The organism is uncultured Aureimonas sp. (assembly GCF_913775355.1).
GTDB lineage: Bacteria > Pseudomonadota > Alphaproteobacteria > Rhizobiales > Rhizobiaceae > Aureimonas.
Genome location: NZ_CAJYIU010000299.1, coordinates 1 through 3,640, shown reverse-complemented (window position 1 = coordinate 3,640; position 3,640 = coordinate 1). Strand labels below are relative to the sequence as shown.

The window sequence follows — 3,640 nt, the reverse complement described above, 5'->3', positions numbered from 1 at the left end:
CGGATACGACAACGTCTCGTCTGAAATGCTCCACGACATCGCGCGGGAGCATGTTCCCGTTCTCATTGAGGAAGCGCGCTTTCGTCTCGCGAACCGCCCGGATGATCGGACGTAACTACACCGGCCGTTGGCCCCGCACGCCCGGACGCCTCCTCGGCGTCGGCTTCGTGCGCCTCTACCAGCTCACGTTCTCGCCGCTCGTGGGCGGCCACTGCCGACATATCCCCACCTGTTCCGAATACGCCTACGAGGCTGTCGCGCGCCATGGCCTGTGGCGGGGCGGCTGGCTGGCGGCGCGGCGCGTCGGGCGCTGCGGCCCGTTCGGATCGGGCGGGCTCGACGCCGTGCCCGACGAGGAGAAGCCTGCCGGGCGCTGACCTCGCGTAGGCCTGCGTGCTTGCGCTGGCACCCGGCAATGGTAGAAGTCGCGGCTTCGCGAGGGGCCGAGCCGCCCCCATCGATCCAGCTTTCCCGCAATCGTTGGCGGGGGTGAGCCTTGAAGGATACTGCCATGATCGACCTGACCTTCCCCGACCAGTCCGTCCGCTCCTACGAGCCCTCCGCCACCGGCGCCGAGATTGCGGCCGGCATTTCCAAGTCGCTGGCCAAGAAGGCGATCGCCTACGCGCTGGACGGTGAGGTCCGCGACCTGTCCGACCCGGTCGGACGCGCCGGAAGGCTGGAGATCCTGACGCGCGACGACCCGCGCGCGCTGGAACTCATCCGCCACGACACGGCGCACGTCCTCGCCGAGGCGGTCCAGGAGATCTGGCCGGGCACGCAGGTGACGATCGGCCCGGTGATCGAGAACGGCTTCTACTACGACTTCGCCAAGGACACGCCCTTCACGCCGGACGACCTGCCGGTGATCGAGAAGAAGATGGCGGAGATCATCCGCCGCAACGCACCCTTCACCAAGGAAGTCTGGTCGCGCGAGGAAGCGCGCCGCGTCTTCGGCGAGAAGGGCGAGACCTACAAGGTCCAGCTTGTCGACGCGATTCCGGAAGGTCAGGACCTCAAGATCTACCGTCAGGGCGAGTGGTTCGACCTCTGCCGCGGCCCGCACATGGCCTCCACGGGCCAGATCGGCGAGGCGTTCAAGCTGATGAAGGTCGCGGGCGCCTACTGGCGAGGCGATTCGAACAACCCGATGCTGACGCGCATCTACGGCACGGCCTGGGCGACGCCGGAGCAACTGAAGTCCTATCTCCACATGCTGGAGGAAGCCGAGAAGCGCGACCATCGACGGCTCGGCCGCGAGATGGACCTCTTCCATTTTCAGGAGGAGGGGCCTGGCGTCGTCTTCTGGCACCCCAAGGGCTGGTCGCTGTTTCAGGACCTCGTCGCCTACATGCGCCGCCGCCTGAAGGGCGACTACGCCGAGGTGAACGCGCCGCAGGTGCTCGACAAGTCGCTTTGGGAGACGTCCGGGCACTGGGGCTGGTATCGCGAGAACATGTTCCAGGTGCAGTCGGCCGGCGACGAGGCGGAGGACAAGCGCGTCTTCGCGCTGAAGCCGATGAACTGCCCCGGCCACGTGATGATCTTCAAGCACGGCTTGAAGTCCTACCGCGAACTGCCGATCCGTTATGCCGAGTTCGGCACGGTGCATCGCTACGAGCCGTCGGGCGCCATGCACGGGCTGATGCGCGTGCGTGGCTTCACGCAGGACGACGCGCACATCTTCTGCACCGATGAGCAGATGGAAGCCGAGTGCCTGAAGATCAACGACCTGATCCTGTCGGTCTACCGCGACTTCGGCTTCGAGGAGATCGTGGTGAAGCTCTCGACGCGCCCGGAGAAGCGCGTCGGCACCGACGAGATGTGGGACCGCGCGGAAAGCGTGATGCGCGAGGTCCTCAAGACGATCGAGGCGCAGTCGGGCGGCCGCATCAAGACGGGCATCAACGAAGGCGAGGGCGCCTTCTACGGCCCGAAGTTCGAGTACACGCTGAAGGACGCGATCGGCCGCGAGTGGCAGTGCGGTACGACGCAGGTGGACTTCAATCTGCCGGAGCGCTTCGGCGCGTTCTACATCGACAGTAACTCCGACAAGGTGCCGCCGGTGATGATCCACCGCGCCATCTGCGGCTCGCTGGAGCGCTTCCTCGGCATCCTGATCGAGAACTTCGCGGGCCATTTCCCGCTGTGGCTCGCGCCGACGCAGGTGGTCGTCGCGACCATCACGTCGGAGGCGGACGACTACGCCCGCTCGGTCGCTGAGGAGCTGAAGGCGGCCGGGATGCGCGTCGAGATCGACGTGCGCAACGAGAAGATCAACTACAAGGTCCGCGAGCATTCCCTCGCCAAGGTCCCGGTGATTCTCGTCTGCGGCAAGCGCGAGGCCGAGGAGCGCTCGGTGAACCTTCGCCGCCTCGGCTCGCGCGATCAGGAGGCGATGAGCCTCGCGGACGCGCTGACGCTCCTTCGCGACGAAGCCGTCGCCCCGGACCTCCGCCCGCGCGCGGCCGCCTGACGTCGGCCGATTGTGCCGGCGGCTGGGGCCTTCCTAGTCGCCGGTCCCGACTTCCGGGTTGTTGGGATCGACGAGGTCGCTGGTCAGGACCTCGACCTCCTCGTTTTCGCCGGGACGCACGGCGATCTGGCGCTGGAAGATGCGGTCCTTGTTGCGCGCGACCAGCACGTAGTCGCCTTCCGTCAGCACCATCGACGCGAAAGCGCCGACGCTTTCGCGGATGATGTCGCCCTGGTCCGAGGTGACCGACCAGGCCGTATCGGCCAAGGCCTCGCCGCCCTTCTCGCGCACCAGCTTCATCGTCACTTCCGCCGCGCGGTGATGCAGCGTCGCGTCGGTGATCTTGCCCGCCTCCACGCGGATGTCGGCGCGCGCCACGGCATTCACCGAGCCGTAGCGCGAGATCACGTGATAGTCCCCGGCATTCAGCCGCAGGACGCTGCCGGGGCTGACGCCTGGCGCGAGAAGCCGCCGCTCGCGGCCGTCGCCGCCGCCGGAATAGACGTCGAAGGTCAGCTTGTCGTCGGGAAGCTTGCCGCCCTCGAGGATCTCGGCGTGTAGCCGCAGCCCACCTGCATCGAGCGCCACCGTTTCGTGCGTTTCCTCGCCCGAGAAATCGACGCGCTTCGTCATGCCCGCACGCCCGAACCCGACATGCAGGAGATAGTTGCCGGCCGGCACGTCGAACACGGCCTGGGCGCCCTTCGCCATGGCGACGACCGGCAGCTTGCCGTCGGGTCCCGGCACGGGGGCGAACAGCCGCCAGACGAGGTCGGAAGGAATCTCGGGGCCGTTCTTGCCGAGCGTCGCCTTGAGGCGAAGGCTCTTCTTCGGACGCACGATGTCGAGTTGCGGCGGCGGCTGAGGCGCGAAGGCGGGGAGGTTAGGCAGTTCAAGATTGGTGCCGAGGCCGGCATCCGGCCGCTCGGGCAGGGCGATCGGCTCGAGCTTGCGCAATCCGATCGACGGGGCGACACCGATGTCGCGGCTGCGCACATCCTGCGGAATGGCGGAAGGAGAAGCGTAGGCGCCCGGCTGATCGGGCCCGCCCGCACCGCCCGGTCCCGGAGGAGCATCCTGCGCGCGGGCCGGTCCCTGGAGGGCGATGGACAAGGTGAGGGACAAGGCGATGCCGGATGCGCGCTTGATCAACCTTCAACCTCC

At 67.4% G+C, this 3,640-nt stretch carries 3 protein-coding genes; 2 read left to right on the top strand and 1 reads right to left on the bottom strand.

Features of this window, described 5'->3' with window-relative positions; all coding sequences use genetic code 11:
• Positions 1–101: 101 nt before the first annotated feature.
• Both yidD and thrS read left to right on the top strand, forming a co-directional pair.
• Positions 102–377 (top strand): membrane protein insertion efficiency factor YidD, encoded by a 276-nt coding sequence (gene yidD / locus QZ753_RS18350; RefSeq protein ID WP_294645745.1) that lies wholly within the window; start codon positions 102–104, stop codon positions 375–377.
• Positions 378–511: 134 nt separating this feature from the next.
• Entirely contained in the window at positions 512–2,476 is a 1,965-nt protein-coding gene (gene thrS, locus QZ753_RS18345) for a threonine--tRNA ligase (protein WP_294645743.1), read from the top strand.
• 33 nt (positions 2,477–2,509) lie between these two features.
• On the opposite strand, the gene QZ753_RS18340 is transcribed toward thrS, so the two are convergent.
• The gene (locus tag QZ753_RS18340) at positions 2,510–3,628 is read right to left on the bottom strand and encodes a hypothetical protein (protein WP_294645741.1); all 1,119 of its coding nucleotides are present in this window, start codon (positions 3,626–3,628) and stop codon (positions 2,510–2,512) included.
• Between the last annotated feature and the right edge of the window lie 12 nt (positions 3,629–3,640).

Excerpts from the sequence above, each read along its gene's own strand:
- yidD (WP_294645745.1), top strand. The coding sequence starts at position 102 with ATGATCGGACGTAACTACACCGGCCGTTGGCCCCGCACGCCCGGACGC.
- thrS (WP_294645743.1), top strand. The coding sequence starts at position 512 with ATGATCGACCTGACCTTCCCCGACCAGTCCGTCCGCTCCTACGAGCCC.